Annotated in this window: 14 protein-coding genes and 2 tRNA genes; 8 read left to right on the forward strand and 8 right to left on the reverse strand. The window is 70.4% G+C overall.

Annotation, left to right across the window (positions count from 1 at the left end; translation table 11 throughout):
* Nucleotides 1-269 precede the first annotated feature (269 nt).
* Nucleotides 270-3545, forward strand: a complete 3276-nt coding sequence (locus GCE65_RS12125) for a trehalase family glycosidase (protein WP_194928697.1) — start codon at nt 270-272, stop codon at nt 3543-3545.
* 110 nt (nt 3546-3655) lie between these two features.
* Complete coding sequence (locus GCE65_RS12130) at nt 3656-4786, forward strand: alanine--glyoxylate aminotransferase family protein (RefSeq protein ID WP_153878580.1); 1131 nt, start codon at nt 3656-3658, stop codon at nt 4784-4786.
* Between the two features lie 9 nt (nt 4787-4795).
* Here GCE65_RS12130 and GCE65_RS12135 read toward each other — a convergent pair whose 3' ends face one another.
* From GCE65_RS12135 to GCE65_RS12145, 3 genes are all read right to left on the reverse strand, one after another.
* The gene (locus tag GCE65_RS12135) at nt 4796-5674 is read right to left on the reverse strand and encodes a DMT family transporter (protein WP_153878581.1); all 879 of its coding nucleotides are present in this window, start codon (nt 5672-5674) and stop codon (nt 4796-4798) included.
* Nucleotides 5675-5710: 36 nt separating this feature from the next.
* Nucleotides 5711-6325, reverse strand: coding sequence for a phosphoribosylanthranilate isomerase (locus GCE65_RS12140; protein ID WP_153878582.1), 615 nt, complete (start codon nt 6323-6325; stop codon nt 5711-5713).
* Nucleotides 6326-6381: 56 nt separating this feature from the next.
* A tRNA-Lys gene (locus tag GCE65_RS12145) sits at nt 6382-6456 on the reverse strand.
* Between the two features lie 145 nt (nt 6457-6601).
* Here GCE65_RS12145 and GCE65_RS12150 point away from each other — a divergent pair.
* The 4 genes from GCE65_RS12150 (at nt 6602) to GCE65_RS12165 (ending at nt 8984) form a co-directional block, all read left to right on the forward strand.
* Entirely contained in the window at nt 6602-7303 is a 702-nt protein-coding gene (locus GCE65_RS12150) for a GTP pyrophosphokinase family protein (protein ID WP_152909450.1), read from the forward strand.
* A 109-nt stretch (nt 7304-7412) separates the two neighbouring features.
* Nucleotides 7413-8336: a RimK family alpha-L-glutamate ligase gene (locus tag GCE65_RS12155; RefSeq protein ID WP_152909449.1), complete on the forward strand. Its 924-nt coding sequence runs from the start codon at nt 7413-7415 to the stop codon at nt 8334-8336.
* A gap of 33 nt (nt 8337-8369) precedes the next feature.
* Entirely contained in the window at nt 8370-8852 is a 483-nt protein-coding gene (gene bcp / locus GCE65_RS12160; RefSeq protein ID WP_153878583.1) for a thioredoxin-dependent thiol peroxidase, read from the forward strand.
* A 49-nt stretch (nt 8853-8901) separates the two neighbouring features.
* Nucleotides 8902-8984: transfer RNA gene (locus GCE65_RS12165), tRNA-Leu, on the forward strand.
* Nucleotides 8985-9132: 148 nt separating this feature from the next.
* On the opposite strand, the gene GCE65_RS12170 is transcribed toward GCE65_RS12165, so the two are convergent.
* Nucleotides 9133-10734 (reverse strand): MFS transporter, encoded by a 1602-nt coding sequence (locus GCE65_RS12170; RefSeq protein WP_153878584.1) that lies wholly within the window; start codon nt 10732-10734, stop codon nt 9133-9135.
* Between the two features lie 70 nt (nt 10735-10804).
* On the opposite strand from GCE65_RS12170, the gene GCE65_RS12175 reads away from it, so the two are divergent.
* On the forward strand, nt 10805-11398 hold the full coding sequence (locus GCE65_RS12175) for a TetR/AcrR family transcriptional regulator (RefSeq protein ID WP_152909447.1): 594 nt from the start codon (nt 10805-10807) through the stop codon (nt 11396-11398).
* 77 nt (nt 11399-11475) lie between these two features.
* On the opposite strand, the gene GCE65_RS12180 is transcribed toward GCE65_RS12175, so the two are convergent.
* Entirely contained in the window at nt 11476-12078 is a 603-nt protein-coding gene (locus GCE65_RS12180; RefSeq protein WP_153878585.1) for a response regulator transcription factor, read from the reverse strand.
* Nucleotides 12075-13334: a sensor histidine kinase gene (locus GCE65_RS12185; protein WP_228759935.1), complete on the reverse strand. Its 1260-nt coding sequence runs from the start codon at nt 13332-13334 to the stop codon at nt 12075-12077. Before GCE65_RS12185 ends, GCE65_RS12180 begins: the two co-directional genes overlap by 4 nt.
* A gap of 146 nt (nt 13335-13480) precedes the next feature.
* Between GCE65_RS12185 and GCE65_RS12190 the strand changes: the two genes are divergently transcribed.
* On the forward strand, nt 13481-14071 hold the full coding sequence (locus tag GCE65_RS12190) for a small multidrug efflux protein (RefSeq protein WP_153878586.1): 591 nt from the start codon (nt 13481-13483) through the stop codon (nt 14069-14071).
* A 15-nt stretch (nt 14072-14086) separates the two neighbouring features.
* Here GCE65_RS12190 and GCE65_RS12195 read toward each other — a convergent pair whose 3' ends face one another.
* Together GCE65_RS12195 and GCE65_RS12200 are read right to left on the reverse strand one after the other, a co-directional pair.
* Nucleotides 14087-15178 (reverse strand): acyl-CoA desaturase, encoded by a 1092-nt coding sequence (locus GCE65_RS12195; protein ID WP_152909444.1) that lies wholly within the window; start codon nt 15176-15178, stop codon nt 14087-14089.
* A gap of 181 nt (nt 15179-15359) precedes the next feature.
* Complete coding sequence (locus tag GCE65_RS12200) at nt 15360-16841, reverse strand: carboxylesterase/lipase family protein (RefSeq protein ID WP_153878587.1); 1482 nt, start codon at nt 16839-16841, stop codon at nt 15360-15362.
* Between the last annotated feature and the right edge of the window lie 716 nt (nt 16842-17557).

Raw genomic sequence — 17557 nt, forward strand, 5'->3', positions numbered from 1 at the left:
CTCCTCCTCGTCGCCGTCCTCTCGAGCCTGACACGCGGCGTTCACCTGCGCCACAGTTTGCCGACCGCTCGACGGCAGGGGCCGTCGGGGCCGGTCGGGGCCGGGCCCGCAGGGCCGGGGACCTGCGGCCGGGCATGGGGGCCGGTGCCGATAATCTGGCGGGTGCAAACCACCAGCGAGATTCCGAGCTGGCCGTGAGAAGTGGAGATTCAATGGCGATGTTTTCTCGAGCGTGCGGTGCTGTCGCAGCCGTCGTCGTAGCTGCCGGCATGGTTGTGGGAGCGGGTGATGCCCACGCCGCCGACCCGCCCGATGCGCCGGACCACACGGCCGGCGCGCTGCTGACCGGCTTTGCCGACATGACGGACTGGGCGATCGTCGAGGGCACGTGGGAGGTCTCGGGCGGAGAGCTCGTCGGCACCGGCTCCGTGAGCTCCGAGATCTGCGGCGAGTGTTCCAGGGAACGGCCGCTGACGAGCGCGCGGGTGACCTATCAGGTCGAGATGCCGTCCGTGTCGTCCGATTCGCCGGCCACGCTCACGCTCGGTCTCCGGAATGCATCCGGGCTCGAGCGCATCGGCGTCGAGCTCGCCGACCTCGGCAGGGACACGGTCTCGTCGGTCCTCGTGAAGACGACCGACGGCGAATCCCGGCCGCTCGACGACGGCGCGCGAAGCACGGAACGGTCCTGGTCCGCCCCTCCCGGCAGCATCCAGAACGTCGAGATCGAGTGGTACGCGAGCAACGTGCTCTACCGCATCTGGCCGGCGGATTCACCGCGGCCGGGCGCTCCGACGGGTGGCCACACGCTCGCCGGCCTCGACGTCTGGCCCGATCGGGCCGAGATCACCACCTCGGCCGGCCAGGACGTGCGGATCACGGGGTACGCCGTCGATCTCGTCGAGGCGGGCTACCCCGCGGAGCTCGATGCGCCGGAGCCGATCGATCCCCACGCCTGGCAGCAGTTCAGCGGTTCCTGGGAGGAACAGCAGGACGGCGGGGTGCGCTCCACGAGCGACGGCGCGGACGCCGCGATCGCCCGGGCGCTGTGCCCGGACTGCAGCCCCGGCTCGACGATCGACTCGGCCACGGTCTCGGCCGAGTTCGTCGTCCCCGTCGCGGAGGAGCTCGCGGACTCGACGTGGGCCTCGACCAGCCTCATGCTCGTCGCCGCCGACACCAGTCAGCGGCTGTATCTGGCCGGGCTCGTCGGTTCCCAGTCGAAGTTCGAGGCGATCCGCAGCGACCGGGGCTCCGAGACCCGACTCGACAGCACCGGCTTCGCCTGGACCCCGGGGGAACGCTATCGGGTCGAGGCCGCCTGGAGCGGCACGTCCTACGAGGTGCGTGCGTGGCCCGCGTCGCAGGAGCGGCCGGAGGATGCCCAGCTGACGTTCGCCGCACCCGCCTTCTCGCCCGCGCTCGGCGGATTTCGTCAGTGGGGCGTGAGGACGGCCGCCTATTCCGATCTCGAGGTGGCCGGCGCCGTCACGACGCCCGGCGACCCGCCCCCGTTGGTCACCACGGGCACGCAGGGACTGTTCCTCCCCGTCGAACGCGAGATCGTTCCGGCGCCGAGCTACGAGGAGATCCGCTCGCAGCTGCCGACGCCGGTCGTCGACGGCGATCCCGACTACGTCGAGGCCTACGAGAAGACGTGGCAGATCCTCGTATCGGAGAACCTGCTCGAGCCGGATGAGGACTCACCGCTCGTGCGCACCTACGTCGATGCCGGCTTCGACCCGTCGATCATGTTCCAGTGGGACACGCTCTTCTCGCTGCGGTACGCGCTGTACGGCCAGGGCGCCTTCGACATGATCAGCACGCTCGACAATTGGTATGCGTTCCAGTCCCCGACCGGTGAGATCCGCCGCGCCTACGACACGAACACCGGACAGGTCCACCCCTGGGCAAGCGGACCGAACGGGGTCAACCCACCGCTGTTCGCCTGGGTGGAGCTCGCCGGCTTCCACATGACCGGTGACGTCGATCGCGTCGAGCGTGTCCTACCCGCGCTGCGGGCCTATGCGGACTGGGTCTCGATCCAGCAGTGGTCCCAGAACACCCCGCACCAGCTCTTCTGGAACAACGGCAACGGCAACGGCATGGACAATCTGCCGACGCAACTGGGCCAAGGCGGGGACGGCACGTCCAACCCCGTGGGAAACATCGACATCAGCAGCCAGATCGTCCTGATGCGCAACAGTCTCGCCGAGCTCGAACTCGTGGCCGGGAACGAGACCCGCGCCGCGCTCGATCGCGCGTGGGCGAGCGCCATCGCCGATCGGATTCAGGAGTTCGGCTGGAACGAGGACGACGGCCGCTTCTACGAGGTGGACGCTCAGGGCGAGCAGTGGAAGGTCGACAGCCTCGCCGGCTTCTGGCCCCTCCTCGCCGGCGTCGCCTCGGAGGAGCAGTCGAACCGACTCGTCTCCGCGCTCGCGGATCCGTCCGTGTACTGGACCGACATGGTGTTCCCCACCCTCGCCAAGACCGACGAGCGCTACGACCCGAAGGGGCACTACTGGCTCGGTGGCGTCTGGGCTCCGGCCACCTTCTCCACGATCAAGGGCGTGGAGGCCATCGGGAATGCAGAGTTCGCGCGGGACGCCTCGACGCGGTACCTCGACGGGATCGTCGACGTCTTCGACTACTCCGGAACACTGTGGGAGATGTACGCACCCGAGGCGCAGCCCGCGTCCTGGATCGGCCATTCATATACGGGTCGCAAGAGCGGCGAACGGATTCCGGTCGTCGCCCCCGGCGTCGAGCTCGCCGACGGGCTTCACATCGCGCCCGGCACCGACGAGGGCGGGTCGGAACCGAACGCGGAGGGCGGATCCGACCTCATCTCCAAGCCCGACTTCGCCGGCTGGACCGGATTGGCCCCGATCGCCCTGCTCATCGAGAACGTCATCGGCATCCAGGCCGACGTGCCGAGCGGCACGATCGAATGGGACCTGACCCGGACCGACCGCAACGGTCTCGAGAACCTGTCGCTCGGGGAGGCCGGCTCGCTCTCCATGATCGCGGACGCACGCGCATCGAGCACGTCCGAGACGAGGATCTGCTTCGAAGGAGACCTCTCGAGCCCGTTCACGGTCGACGTCCGCTTCGGGGAGGCGGTCACGCCCGTCCTGTTGGACGCGGGCGCCGTCGACACCTGCCGGACCGTGGGACCGGACGGTGACGACCTGCCGGGTTCCGGCGGCGACCACAACGGATCCGACGACGCGGATGACGACGACGCAGCTCAGGGCGGCGACGACGGTGCCGATCACGGTGACGACGACGCCGCGGCCCAGGGCGACGACGACGGCGCCGATCACGGTGACGACGACGCGGCAACGGGCACGAGCGGCGCGGATCGCGGCGACCAGGACGACACTCGGGGCGATGCCCCCGACGAAGCCGGACCGTCCGACGCCGGTGGGCGGCTGCCGCAGACGGGCGCGGGGGTCGACACCCTCCTCCTGAGCGGCTCGCTCCTGCTGCTGGCGGGGTGGCTCCTCGTCGCCCGGCATCGCCGGAGTCGTCGGGCATAGCCACGACGGGCACGTCCGGGTGGGGTCGATCGGCTCCACCCGGACAGGTCCGCACGCGGGCCGCGCCCGCCGCGATAAGCCCCCGCCCGCCCATATGGAAGGCTGACCTCGTGCCCCTCCCTCACGATGACATCGACCCCGGCGGCCTACTCGAGTACTCCGTGGTGTTCACGGACCACTCGCTCAACCACATGTCGCGGCGCTTCACCGGCGTCATGGCCGAGCTGCTGGGCATCCTGCGCGATGCGTACGGGGCCGCCGAGGCAGCGATCGTGCCCGGCGGCGGCACGTATGCGATGGAGGCGGTGGCCCGCCAGCTCGCGACCGGGCGCCGCGTGCTCGTGCTGCGCAACGGCCTGTTCTCCTACCGCTGGTCGCAGATCCTCGAGGCCGGTTCGATCACGGACGACGTCACGGTCTGCCGGGCGCGTCCCGTCGCCGGGGGCAGGCAGGCGCCCTGGGCGCCGGCACCGATCGAGGACGTCGTCGCCACCGTTCGCGAGCAGCGTCCCGGCGTCGTGTTCGCGCCGCACGTCGAGACCGCCTCGGGCATCGTGCTGGGGGCGGAGTACCTGCGAGCGCTCGCGGCGGCCACCCACGAGGTGGGCGGGGTGTTCGTGCTCGACTGCGTCGCCTCCGGGGCGCTGTGGGTCGACATGGGCGACCTGGGCATCGACGTGCTGCTCACCGCCCCGCAGAAGGGGTGGAGCGGCTCCCCCGGCGCCGGCTACGTGCTCCTGGGCGAGGCGGGCGCGGCGGCGGTGCGGGAGTCGACGTCGACGAGCTTCGCCGCCGACCTCGGCCGGTGGCTGGCCATCGCCGAGGCATACCGGCGCGGGGAGGCGCCGTATCACGCGACGATGCCGACCGACACCCTCACCCACAACCTCGAGCTCGCGCGCCGCACCGTCGCGGCCGGACTGCCCGCGCTGCGGCGGGCACAGCTCGACCTCGGCGCCCGCGTGCGCGCGCTCCTCGCCGATCGCGGCCTCCCCTCGGTCGCCGCGCCGGATTTCGCGGCGGCCAGCGTCGTCGTGGCCCACACCGACGACCCGCGGATTCACAGCGGGGCGCGGCTGAAGGAGGCGGGCGTGCAGGTCGCCGCGGGCGTGCCGCTGCACTGTGGGGAGGGCACGGACTTCTCCACGGTGCGGCTCGGCCTGTTCGGCCTGGACAAGCTCACCGACGTCGACGGCGCCGCCGGCCGCCTCGAGGCGGCGTTCGACCGGCTCGGGCTCTGAGCCCGGCCCTCACGCGGTGGCGATGACGCCGATGCCGGCGAGCACGACCGCGGCCCCGGCGATGCGCCGCACCGGATGCGGCTCCCTGAACAGCCACCAGGCGAGCAGGGAGCCGATGATGATCGAGGACTCCCGCAGCGGTGCGACGATCGAGACCGGCATCGTCTGCATCGCCACGAGCACGAGGATGTAGGCGAGCGGGGAGAGCACCCCGATGAGGACCACCTCCCGCCGGTTGCGGCGCAGCACCGGCCGGATCCGCTCGACCCGGCGGAGGGCGCCGGGCGCGAGCAGGAGGGTCTGACCGAGCACCGTCGCCGCGAAGTAGGTGAGCGGCGACAGCCCCCAGGCCACCACGGAGTGGTTGTCCCAGAGGGTGTAGGAGGCGATGATCACCCCGGTCAGGGCGCCGTAGCCGAGACCCGTGCGGGTCGAGCCCGGCCCGCCCGCCCGCCGGGGGCCGGGCCGCCAGGCCGTGACGACGATGCCCGCGAGCACCACGCAGCCGCCGGCGACGGCGCGCCAGCCGGGCCGCTCCCCCACGACGAGCAGCGCGAACGCCATCGTGAGTACGGGCCCGACGCCGCGCGCGACCGGATAGACGAGGCCCAGCTCCGCCCGTGCGTATCCGCGCTGGAGCGTGAGGGAGTAGGCGATGTGCAGGACCGCGGCCACGAGCGGGCCGGCGAGCAGGTGCCAGGTCATCGGCCACCCGCCGGCGCCGAGCTCGACGAGGGCGAGTGGCACGCACAGCACCGCGGAGACCGCCAGGTAGCACCACACGAAGACGAGCGAGTCGGCGTCGTCGCCCTCGTGCCGCTTGGCGGCGATGTTCCAGACGGCGTGGAAGACGGCCGCCGCGATCACCAGTCCCAGGGCGCCGAGCATCACCGGCACCCTCTCCGCACGGCGCAGCGGCGCGCGTCAGGCACCGGCGCGGGCGGCCGCGACGAACTCGGTGATGAGGCGGGCGCTCTTGACACCCCGGGAGGACTCGACCCCGCTGGAGACGTCGACCCCGCTCGGTCGCAGGCGCGCCACGAGGCCCGCCACGTTCGCCGGGGTGAGCCCGCCGGCGAGGAGCCAGAAGCCCGCTGGACGCGCCTCCTCGAGGAGGGCGGCGTCGAAGGTCTCCCCGGCGCCGGGCCGCACGGCATCGAGCAGGATCCGCCGGGTGGCCCAGCGGGCGATCCGCTCCGGGCTCAGCCGCAGGTAGTCCTCGGCGGAGAACGCCCGCAGCCCGGCGAACCCGGCCTCGATCACGCGAAGGTGAGCTGCGTCGTCCTCACGCCCGTGCAGCTGCACGGTGCTCACGCCCGCGGCGCGGGCGAGGGCGAGCACCTCCTCGATCGGCTGATCGCGGAAGACGCCGACGGTCTCGACCGACGGCCCCGCGGCGGCGACGAGCGGGGCCGCGATCTCCGGGGTGATCGTGCGCGGGCTCCCCGGGGCGAACACGAACCCGACGGCGTCGGCCCCGGCGGCCACGGCGGCGGCGAGGGTGGCGGGGGTGCTCAGCCCACAGATCTTGACGTACACCGCTCACCTCGGATCGAGACAAGAAATCCCCAGCCGGTCGAGCCGGCCGAGGATCCTGGTACGCCCCCTGGGATTCGAACCCAGAACCCAGTGATTAAGAGTCACTTGCTCTACCGTTGAGCTAGAGGCGCTTGCGAGGATCAACAGTACCCGAGCCACACGGGTTCGTGCGACACGGCGACCCCCGGACGCGCACTCCCCTCCCCCAGGAAACGCCAAGGATCGCGCCATATCCTTGAACACGTCCCCGTCGTCCATGATCGAGATCACAGCCTCATGCCCTACGAATCAACCGGATCCGACCTCGTGCCGTTCGGCGACCTCCCCCTCGACACCGACGAGATGCAGCGCCGCCACCACGAGCTCACCGGCGTGCTGCTCGGCTACCAGTACGCGATCGACCAGATGGTCACGCGGCTCGGGGTGCTGCGGGAGGACTTCAACCACAGCCACGGGGACAACCCGATCGAGTCGATCTCCTCCCGGCTCAAGTCGCCCGCGTCGATCATCGCGAAGCTGCACCGCAAGAACTTCCCGATGACGATCGAGGGCATCCGCGAGAACATCCTCGACATCGCCGGGATCCGGGTCACGTGCTCGTTCATCGCCGACATCTACACGGTGCGCGACCTGCTGCTCGGCCTGCCGGACGTCACCCTGATCGAGGAGCGCGACTACATCGCCGTGCCCAAGCCGAACGGGTACAAGAGCCTGCATCTCATCGTGGCGGTGCCGGTCGTGCGGGCCGCGGGCACCGAGCTCGTGACCGTCGAGGTGCAGATCCGCACGATCGCCATGGACTTCTGGGCCAGCCTCGAGCACAAGATCTACTACAAGTACGACGGCGCTGTGCCCGAGCACCTCGTGGACAACCTGCGCCAGGCCGCGGTCGCCGCCAATCACCTGGACGAGCAGATGCAGGAGCTCCACCAGGAGGTGCAGGCGCTGCGGGATCACCCGCCGCGCGTGGTCGCCTGAGGATCCGCCCGCGCGGCGACTGTGGCGGGTTCCACGGGCCGAACCGCACCGGCCGCCGGAAAAAGGAGGTAACTTCGTCACTGTGACGACGACGCCTCGAATCGCCCTGGTGATCAGCTCCAGCCTGCCCCTTCTCGAGGACGAGAGCGGCCCGCTCGCGGCGGCACTGACCGAACGCGGCGGCCTGCCGGAGGTGCACGCCTGGAACGCCACCGGGGTGCCCTGGAGCGACTACGACCTCGTGGTGCTCACCTCCACCTGGGGTCACAACGACCACCGCGAGGAGTTCCTCCAGTGGTGCACGACCGTGCCCCGGCTCACCAACCCCGCGAACGTCATCCGCTGGAACAGCGACAAGCACTACCTGCAGCCGCTGAGCGAGCACGGCCTGCCCACGATCGAGACGACGTGGCTCGAACCCGACCGCAACTACAACAAGCGCGACCTGCACAACCGCTTCCCCGCCCAGGAGGAGTTCGTGATCAAGCCGGCCGTCGCGATCAGCGCGCACGGCAGCGGCCGGTACACGGCCACCGACGCGGACTCGCGCCGGTACGCGATCAACCACGCCCACCGGCTCCTCGGCGAGGGGCACTCGGTCATGGTCCAGCGCTACATCCCCGAGATCGACTCCCACGGGGAGATCTCGCTGACGTTCTTCCACGGCACGTACTCCCATGCCGTGCGCAAGGAGCCGATGCTCAGCCCCGGGTCCGAGGTGGTGAACACGAGCTCGATGGCCGCCGAGGTGAGCGCCCACCGGGCCTCGAACGTCGAGATCGAGGCCGCGCAGACCGCGCTCGCCTTCGCCCGCGCCCGCATCCCGGGCCGCAGCGTCACCTCCCGGCCGCTGCTCTACGCGCAGGTCGATCTCGTGCGCCCGAGCGACGGGCCGCCGCTCATCATGGAGCTCGAGCTCACCGCCTCGTTCGTGCACGAGTCGTGCAGCCCCGGCGCGCTCGCCCGGTTCGCCGATGCGATCATGGCCGAGGCGCGCATGGGGCCCGATTCGCAGAACATCGACCTCGCCTGAGCCGCACCACCCGCCACCGATCCGAGGAGTCGCGTGTCCCGTCTTGCCGTGGGCGATCCCGCCCCCGAATTCACCCTGCCGAGCGCCGACGGCCGCGAGGTGAGCCTCGCCGAGTTGCGCTCCGGAGCCGAGGCCGGCGTCGTCGTCTACTTCTACCCGGCGGCGGGCACGCCCGGGTGCACGAAGCAGGCGTGCGACTTCCGCGACAGCCTCGCCTCGCTGCGCGCCGCCGGCTACGGGGTGATCGGCGTCTCCCCCGACCCGGTGGCCAAGCTCGCGAAATTCGTCGAGTCCGAGTCCCTCACGTTCCCGGTCGTCTCCGACCCCGAGCACGCGGTGCTCGAGGCCTACGGCGCCTGGGGTGAGAAGAAGAACTATGGGCGCATCTACGTCGGCGTCATCCGCTCGACGATCGTCGTCGCCCCGGACGGCACCGTGGCGCTCGCGCAGTACAACGTGCGGGCGAGCGGACACGTGGCCAAGCTGCGCCGCGACCTGGGCATCGACGCGGCGTAGGCGCGCCGGCCGGACTCGGACCGGCGGCTAGACTGGCCGCTGGTTTCACGCGCGAGTGGCGTAATTGGCAGCCGCGCAGGATTTAGGTTCCTGTGTCCGTAGGACGTGTGGGTTCGAGTCCCACCTCGCGCACCCGATGAGCGATGGCGTAACGCCTGCCTGACTGAACGGCTGGGCGACGCAGCCGGCCAGACGGTCCTGGCACCGGCATGTCCGGACCGGGCTCGAGGCCCTGGCCAACATCCGCCGAACCGAGTTCGTCCAGTGCAACAGCCGCGCATCAGCTGCGATCATGGTCGTCGCTCCGGGGTTCCAACATCTTCCAGGCCGTCCAGATGAGATCGATGATGTACACGACGACCCACGTGCGCATGGCGGCGCCCGCGAGCGCAGCAATGTCGGGGTCGCCGTCGAAGAGTTCACGGACGGCGCGCACGACGCCGGGGGCTTCGGTGCCGAAACCCAGGATCGAGGAGAACGAGGACTCGGGGACGGCGAACCGGGCGATCAAGAGCCCAACTGCAAGTAGTCCGCTGTGGGCCGCAAGATCGGTGAGGAGTGTTCGGCGTGATTTCTGCGCCATGGATTCGTTCGCGTCGGAGCGGGCACTCAGGTCCACGTCCTGCGCGGTGGAAGGGCGCCCGTCCGAGTGAATCGTCGGCCTCGCGGGGCCGGAGAGGGCCGCGACCGCTGCAGCTTCTGGGTCGTCGGTCACACCGAGTCGTCTCACCGCCGCGGGGATAAGGGCCGCACCGGATGAGATCACGAGGGCGCAGATGAGGCAGGCGAGGAGCCAGCTTCCCGACTCGTAGAGAAGACCCGCGACGAGAGATCCGATGAACGCTCCTGCCAGGCAGGCCGCCTCGTACAGACTGAGGCCGCGACCAAGGTGCGCGCGGCCCGCAACCTCTGCGATCACCGACTGCTGTACGGGGATCACTGCCGCCCATGCGACCGCGGACAGTACCCATAGTGCTGCGATCCAGGGTGGGCTCGGTGCGAATGCAAGACCGAGTGCGAACAGGGCGCTGCTCACCGAGCCGAGCATGAGCATCCGGCGGCGACCGAACCGCACGGCCAGGCGATGCAGAGGGGCCGGGAGGACGCTCATTGCGATCGCTCCGGGAAGGAACACGTAGGCGATCTCGACGAGTCCGAGACCGAAGCCGCGTTGCAGGTGGAGGATCAGTAGCAGACTGATCGCCGCTTCAGCGGTCATCGTAACCACTACGGCAAGCAGCATTGGTCGTAGCGATGTGCCGAGTCGTCTCAGCGAAACGCTCGATAGCTCTGTTGCCGCGGTCCTCGCGTCGTCCGTCGATGAATCTCGATGACGTGTTCGGAACAGCCCCCACGCCGCGAGGAGGCAGCACAGGGCGATGCCGGCGAATACCCACTGATACCCGGCGATGGAGAGCAGGATGATGGCGGGCACGAGGATCAGCCATCCGCCCGTTTCCTCCGCTGCGACAAGCTTCGCGAACACGCTCGAATCCTCGTGGAGGCGTTCCCCGATGATCGAACGGATTGCGACCCACAGAAACGCACCTGCCCCGCCGGTCACGACCGCCGCGATCACGGCCGATGAGAACCCCGTCGAGAGGGCGAAGAGTCCGCATCCGACCGCGAATGCACCTGCCCCGAGCGCGCCGACGACCGAGCGATCTGCGCGGTCGACCACCACACCGGCTACGGGGCGAATCAGGAATGCCGTCAACTGACTCGCTGCGATCAGCAGGCCGGTCTCCCACGCAGAGAGCCCGAGTATTGCGCCCGCGAAGAGTGGCAGCACGAAGTCGACGACCTGCTCAGCACCGCTGGCGAGCGTTGCACTGTCCAGCGTGCGCCGCTCGCGCCGTAACGCGAGGGTCGCAGCAGCCATCTGACCTCCATCTTGGTGACACGAATGAACTAGCAAATGGATATTAGCACGACCGTGTTAGCATCATGAGATGCCGAAGCTCATCGATCACGATCAGCGACGTGAACAGATCGCTGAAGCAACCTGGCGTGTTGTTCTGGCCGAGGGCATCAGCAGCGTGTCCATTCGTACGGTCGCAGCAGAAGCAGGCATCTCCACCGGGTCGCTACGCCACGTTTTTCCCACCAAGACCGAGCTGCTGGTTCACGCCATGCAACTGGTGGATCAGCGCGCGTGGGAGCGCATCCAACACCACCTCGAGGAGCCGGACCCGCGCTCCCTTGTGATCGCCGTCATCAGGGAGCTTCTCCCGCTCGACGCCGAGCGCCGCGCAGAGATGCAGGTCAACATCGCGCTGATCGCCGAAGCACCCGGCAATGACCAGATCAGGCAGGTCCGTGACGAAACCTATGCGGTGCTCCGAGATGCGTGCAGGCGCATGGTCACCCACATCCACCAAGCTGACCTGGCCGCGCCGGAACTCGACATCGAAGCAGCGACGACCGCGCTGCACGGACTTGTCGACGGATTGGCCGTTCACATGCTCGTCAACCCTGAACCGACCTTCGCGCAACAGGCGCTCCAGGCAATCGAAGACAACATCGATGGGCTGAAACGCTTGTGAGATGGGGCGTCTATCGGGGTCACAACACTGCAGACCAACGGTGAACGAGGATGCGGCTGCGCCCAGGTCGGACCACCTCAGATCCAGCCGCGTTCCTCCGCGAGCAGCACCGCCTGCTGGCGCGTGGCGACCTGGAGCTTGCCGAGCACGGTCGAGATGTGGTTGCGCACCGTTCCGGGCGCCAGCGAGAGGGAGCGGGCGATCTGCCCCGTGGTCTGACCGCGGCGGCCCGCCCGCAGCACGTCGAGCTCCCGGTCGGTCAGGGGGCTGCGTTCGTCGCTCAGGGCGTCGGCGGCCACCTCCGGGTCGACGTACCGGGCACCGGCCGCGACGCGGCGGATGACCTGGGCGACCTCCTCGGCCCCGCGCGACTTGGGCAGGAATCCGGCGACGCCCGAGGCGAGCGCGCGGCGCAGCACTCCGGGCCGCGCATGCCTCGTCACCACCACGCACCGGGACGCGACGGTGCGGCGCAGCCGTTCGGCGACCTCGACCCCGTCGAGGCCCGGCATCTCCAGGTCGAGCAGGCAGACGTCCGGCTCGAGCCTGAGCGCGAGGTCGACGGCTGCCTCGCCGTCGGCGCACTCGGCGACCACGTCGATGTCGTCCTCGAGGCGGAGCAGCGCGGCCAGAGCCGACCGGATCATCGCCTCGTCGTCGGCGATCAGGATGCGGATCATCGTCGCTCGCTCCCCTCCGCGGGCACGGTCACCGGTCCGGCCGGCCGGCCGGTAGCCGGCACCCGCACCGTGACCGTGAACTCGCTCCGCCCGCGCTCCACGCGGACCTCGCCGCCGGCCTCGCCCACCCGCCGGGCGATGCCCGTGAGCCCGGATCCGTCCTCGCTCGCCGCGGCGGGCGAGGACGCGTCGTTGGTGATCTCGTAGCGCCAGCCGGCGCCGTCGCCGGTGAGCAGCAACCGGGCCCACCGCCCGCCCCCGTGCCGGAGCACGTTCGTGGTCGTCTCGCGGATCACCGGCCCGAGGACGTCGGCGGGCGCTCGGCGCGAGTCGGGGTCGATCGTCGCCTCCGCGGTCGTGCCCGCGGCCCGGAGCAGGTCGACCGCGTTCGCGATCTCGTGCTCGAGGGGGACGCCGCGGAACCGCGTCGCGAGATCCCGCGTGCCCTGCTGCGCGGCGGCGACGCTCGTTCTCGCCGCCCGCACCTGCTCGAGCGCGGCGCCGGCTCGACCCTTGTCGATGAGTCGCTCGGCGAGTTCGAGCTGCAGGGCGATGACCTGAAGGTGATGCCCCTGCAGGTCGTGCACGTCGGTCGCGACGCGCAGCCGCTCCTGGGTCGCCCCCAGGCGCGATTCGGCCGCCCGGGCCCGGTCGAGCCGCACGAGCACATCCCACCACCACAGCGAGAGCACGGTCACGCCGGGGAGCAGGACCGAGTACACGACCATGACCGGCCAGTTCGACTCGGCGGAATCGCCCCCCGTGAAGACCGAGCGGGCGTCGATCGATGCGAGCACGGCAAGCAGCGCGGTCGCGGCCACCACCACCCGCAGCCGGATCCCCGCCGCCCAGTCGAGCATGACCGCCACCTGCACGACGGGCGTGATCGCGACGATCCAGATACCGGTGGACGCCCAACCGAGGGCGCCGAGGACCGCGGCCGTCGACAGCGGCAGGAGCGCCGAACGCCACGGCAGGAGTGGGGCGGAATCGGTGCGGTGCCGGTAGGCGACGAGGGCCACGCCCGTCGCGACCAGCCACAGGAGCCCGCCGGCGGCGACGGCGCGCACCACCGCGGGGCGAAAGCCCTCCAGGTGGAGCACCGACACCGTCATCAGAACGAGCATCAGCTCGAAGAAGACGATCGCCGAGACCGTGTACCACCAGGTCACGGTGATGCTCCGGGTGAGCCGACGATCGCTGCGGAGACCGGGCGCCGCGGGAGCTGCGGCGGCACGGTCGTCAGGGCTGGTCACCGCCACAGCCTACGGGCATGACAGTTGTCACCCCTCGTGCGGGTCATGTTCCCCCGCGCGGGTGACACGGCGGCACTTCCCGCTCCTCGCCCGAACCGATGGACTGGTGGCACACCGACACCCGGTGCCCCACGACAGGAGAACCCATGGACCTCATCGCCTTCTTCCAGGACCTCGTTGCTCAGGTTCCGGAGCTGCTGCAGCCGGTCATCGTCTCGGCCGCCGCCGCCATCCCCTTCATCGAAGGCGAGGGGGCCGCCACGATCGGGATCGTCGGTGGAATCCACCCGGTCCTCGCCGCCCTCGCCGCCATCGCCGGCAATCTCCTGTGCGTCACGGTGCTCGTGCTCACCACGACCCGCGTGCGCCGGGCGGTCATCATCCGCCATCACACCCGCGTGCTCGCCGGCACCGGCGGTATGGACTCGACCGACGCGACCGACCAGACCGGCACTGCCGGCACCGGCCTCGGCGGCGTCGTCGATCCGGCCGCGCACGTCGAGACCGGCCGCAAGGCGGCCCGGCGAGCCAAGTTCCAGCGGGCGTTGGAGCGGTACGGGGTGCCCGGGGTCAGCCTGCTCGGCCCGCTCCTCATTCCCACCCAGTTCACCGCGACGATGCTCGCCGCCGCCGGTGTGCGCAGGCAGCGCATCCTGTTGTGGCAGGGGATCGCCATCACGGGCTGGACGACCCTCGTCACGGTCCTCGTCGTCGGCGCCCTCTCGGCCCTCGCCTGAGCGGGTGGGCCGGTGCTAGGCGCTCAGGCGCAGCTGGCTGGCCAGGGGGCAGTCGAACGGGTCGCGCTCGCCGAGGCCGACCTTGTTCAGGTACTCCACGAGGATCCGGTAGGACTCCCCCATCGAGGTCTCGGTGTACTTGACGCCCTTCTCCAGGCAGTACGCCTTGACGATCGGGGCGACCTCGCGCATGGCGATCCGGGGCATGCTCGGGAAGAGGTGGTGCTCGATCTGGTAGTTGAGCCCGCCGTAGAGCGCGGCCATGAACCAGCCGCCGCGGATGTTGCGCGACATGAGCACCTGCCGGCGCAGGAAGTCGATCGACATGTCCTTGGGAACGATCGGCATCCCCTTGTGGTTCGGGGCGAACGAGCAGCCCATGTAGAACCCGAAGACGGCCAGCTGCACGCCGAGGAACGCGAAGGCGAGTCCCGGGGAGAGCACCAGGAACACCGCGGCGACGAGGCCGCCGATCCGCAGCACCAGCAGCGCGAACTCGAGCCAGCGACGCTCCGCCCGGCCCGCCTGATCCTTGCGGAAGAGGCCGCGGATGCTCTGGTAGTGCAGGTTGATTCCCTCGAGGCACACGAGCGGGAAGAACAGGTAGCCCTGCCGCTTGTACCAGAACCGCTGCAGGGGCGACGCGCCGTCGGTCTGCCCGGGCACGAACGCGATGACGTCCATGTCGATGTCCGGGTCGGCCCCGACCTTATTCGGCTGGGCGTGGTGCTTGGAGTGCTTGACCTGCCACCAGCCGTAGCTCAGCCCGACGAGCACGTTCGCCAGCAGCAGGCTCGCCCATTCGTTCTTGCGGCCCGAGCGGAAGATCTGCATGTGGGCGGCATCGTGGCCGAGGAAGGCCGTCTGCGTGAGCGTGACGGCCAGCGCGCCCGCGACGAGGAGCTGCCACCAGCTGTCACCGAGCAGCACGAACGCCGTCGCGATCGCGCCATAGGCCAGGAGCAGGCCCCCGAATGCGGACCAGTAGAACGTGTAGCGCCGCCGCATGAGACCCTGCGCGGTCACCTTCTTGCGCAGTTCGGTGAAGTCCCGCACGAAATTACGCTGGCGCTCGCCCGGTCGGACGGCGGCCGTGGAAATAGACATGAACTCCTGCTCGCGTCGGTTGTGGCCGAGAATCAGCCCTGGAGGGACGCGATACCCGCAGGCAAGACGTCTGGGCACTTGGACCAGCGCCCGTTCTTCGATCGTAGCCCGCAAAGAGCCCGCGGGAAACACGACCGACGTATAGGCACGGGACGTTCATCCTTCGACCACATCTCGCGTCTCAGGGGCGCACGAGCGGCGCCACCGCCGCGTAGGCGCCCGCCAGGTCCCGGGTGGTCTCGTCGAACACCCGGGAGATCATGGACGGCGCCCGGTAGCGTTCCCATCCCGGCTCACCCGTCCGCATCAAGCGGACCGCGGCGCCGTGCACCGCATCGGCGAGCGCCTGCGGCGGCTCGGGCCCGGTGACGGGGGGCACGTCGTCGCGGTCGAGGCAGTCGAAGAAGAAGGGCACGTCGAGGCAGTGCTGGGCGTGGCCGGCCGCGCGGGAGGGCCACGCGAACCGGTACAGCCAGGTCGCCGCCTCCGGCGCCTCGGCCCGGGCGGCGGCGAACCGCAGCGCCGGGGCCCGGAACACGGCGTCGGTGAGGAATCGACCGGCGATGCGGGCCGTGCCCGCGCGGGCGAGCGCTCGGTTGGCCGCGAGATAGTCCCCGAGGCGGGCGCGCTCGAGGCCCATGACCCGCAGCACGAGCCGGGTCGGTGCCCACCTGAGCCGGCGGGCCAGCGGGGCGACGGCGCCGAGGAACTCGTCGTCGGTGGTGCCGAGCACGAGCGGCTTGTCGGCGCCGACGCCGGCGCGGATCGAGTCGAGGGTCGGGGCGGGCAGGAGGTCGCCGTCGACCATCGGCCCGATCGGCAACCCGTGCGTGGTGACCTCGGCGACCTGCCACGGCCGGGAGAGGGTGGTCAGCTCCCGTTGAATCGGCAGGAGACGCTCCTCGGGCACGGACCGCAGGGCGGCCGCGGTCGGCTCGACCCCGGCCCGGGCGGCGATGGCCCGCCCGAGGCGCTCTGCCCGGCCGGCCGGGACGTCCGCCAGCGCCCCGGAGAGCGCGTAGACGCCGTGGAAGAGGTGGGCGGCCGCGGGCATGCCGAGCAGCGTGAGCACGGCCCCGCCGCCGGCGGACTGGCCGGCGATGGTCACCCGCGCGGGGTCGCCGCCGAAGGCCGCGATGTTCTCCTGCACCCATTCGAGTGCGAGCAGCCAGTCCCGCACGCCCCGGTTCGCCGGCGCGCCGTCGATCCAGCCGAATCCGTCGTGCCCGAGCCGATAGGAGACGGTCACGGTCACGACGCCGTCGCGGTTGAACGCGGCCCCGTCGTACCAGGGTCCGGCCGGCGATCCCGCGGTGAACGAGCCGCCGTGGAACCAGACGAGCACCGGCAGTCCGCAGGCGCTGCCCGGGCGCTCGGGTGAGGGCGTGAACACGTTGACGTTGAGGGTCGAGTCCCCGGCGATGCTCGGCTCGGGGATCGTCGTGGGGCCCGTCGCTCCCCGTTGGGGCGTGGCCCCGTACTCGAGGGCGCCGAGCACGCCCCGCCAGGGCTCCTTGGGCCGGGGCGCGGCGAACCGCAGCTCGGCCACCGGCGGCTCCGCGAACGGAATACCCAGGAAGGCCGCGGACCCCTCCTCGGCCCCGCGCCACCGGCCCCGCACGCGGCCGGCGGGCGCGGTCACCTCGACGAATTCCGTGGACATGCCTGCACCCTAGCGATCCTAAAGGGTTCAAACTTGACGCCAGTCTTGAGTTCTAGGCCCCGGTTCCCAAGCGGGCACGGTCGGCGTAGTCGGTGATGTGCTGGTCGGTGGTGCACAGGGCGGCCCACGGTGCGCGTGGAGCCGGTGGTTGGGCGGCGGCCCGCGGACGCAGGAGTCAGTGCGTGGGTCAGAACCGTTCCGGTGACGTGCTGAGAGCGGCCGGTGAATCCGCTACAGGCTCTGGGGGCGCCCGTCCGGTGCGGTGATCGTGGACCGTTTGGCAGTCTCTGCTGCGTTGATGGGCGCGATATTCGCCGATACCACCCCGGGCGGCTGGGTCAGTACCAGGCCACGTAGCCCGTTATCCAGACTCGGCGGAAGTAGAAGCGACTGCACCGGGTCATAGCCACGGAACGTCTTCGCGACCGGCGCCGCCAGCGATAATCCTCGGCCTGGACCGGCAACCGACAGAGCCATCTCGAACAAGCCGCACTGCGAGCCGCCGTCACGATCCAATGCTCCCAGTACCCGCGACAGCAAGCCCGATTCAACTCGGCGCGTTGACCGCCCAAGTTCCGACCCGCGCACCTAGCGGTCAGGCAACCGTCCCCAAAGCACCGAGGGTCACGGCGCCCGTAGTCGACGATAGCGGCGCCCTCTCCCGCCCGAGATGGGACCGCATGGCATTGGCCTATACCTGACGGGTTGATCTCGCA

Source organism: Pseudactinotalea sp. HY158, assembly GCF_009660225.1.
Lineage (GTDB): Bacteria > Actinomycetota > Actinomycetes > Actinomycetales > Beutenbergiaceae > HY158.

Bases quoted from the DNA above. Each gene is read 5' to 3' on its own strand.
- GCE65_RS12125 (WP_194928697.1), top strand. From the start codon at position 270: ATGGTTGTGGGAGCGGGTGATGCCCACGCCGCCGACCCGCCCGATGCG.
- GCE65_RS12135 (WP_153878581.1), bottom strand. From the start codon at position 5,674: ATGCTCGGCGCCCTGGGACTGGTGATCGCGGCGGCCGTCTTCCACGCC.
- GCE65_RS12170 (WP_153878584.1), bottom strand. From the start codon at position 10,734: ATGGCTGCTGCGACCCTCGCGTTACGGCGCGAGCGGCGCACGCTGGAC.
- GCE65_RS12190 (WP_153878586.1), top strand. From the start codon at position 13,481: ATGGACCTCATCGCCTTCTTCCAGGACCTCGTTGCTCAGGTTCCGGAG.
- GCE65_RS12180 (WP_153878585.1), bottom strand. From the start codon at position 12,078: ATGATCCGCATCCTGATCGCCGACGACGAGGCGATGATCCGGTCGGCT.
- GCE65_RS12150 (WP_152909450.1), top strand. From the start codon at position 6,602: ATGCCCTACGAATCAACCGGATCCGACCTCGTGCCGTTCGGCGACCTC.
- GCE65_RS12175 (WP_152909447.1), top strand. From the start codon at position 10,805: ATGCCGAAGCTCATCGATCACGATCAGCGACGTGAACAGATCGCTGAA.
- GCE65_RS12200 (WP_153878587.1), bottom strand. From the start codon at position 16,841: ATGTCCACGGAATTCGTCGAGGTGACCGCGCCCGCCGGCCGCGTGCGG.
- GCE65_RS12195 (WP_152909444.1), bottom strand. From the start codon at position 15,178: ATGTCTATTTCCACGGCCGCCGTCCGACCGGGCGAGCGCCAGCGTAAT.